Source organism: Streptococcus oralis, assembly GCF_001075875.1.
Lineage (GTDB): Bacteria > Bacillota > Bacilli > Lactobacillales > Streptococcaceae > Streptococcus > Streptococcus oralis_I.
Genome location: NZ_JUOS01000161.1, coordinates 1 through 205 on the forward strand (window position 1 = coordinate 1; position 205 = coordinate 205).

Annotated in this window: 1 protein-coding gene; it reads left to right on the forward strand. The window is 42.4% G+C overall.

The annotated features are described in order from the left end of the window. The coding region (locus ADM33_RS08675) for a hypothetical protein (RefSeq protein WP_049504554.1) at nucleotides 1–205 on the forward strand (205 nt) is incomplete at both ends.

Genomic DNA, 205 nt, shown 5'->3' on the forward strand with positions numbered 1-205 from the left:
GGACAACATCCAATCAGTAGGAATCTCAGATGACTACGATGAAACTAAGTTGGATCTTGACGCTACTAAGATTAAAGCCTACGATTCAGTAACAGGTGATGATGTCACAGCTAAATTCGATATCGCTGTGAACAATGGTGTAATCACTGCAACCCTTAAAGCTGGCTTCACGAAGTCACTTGGCGATGCAGAAAACACTCAAGTG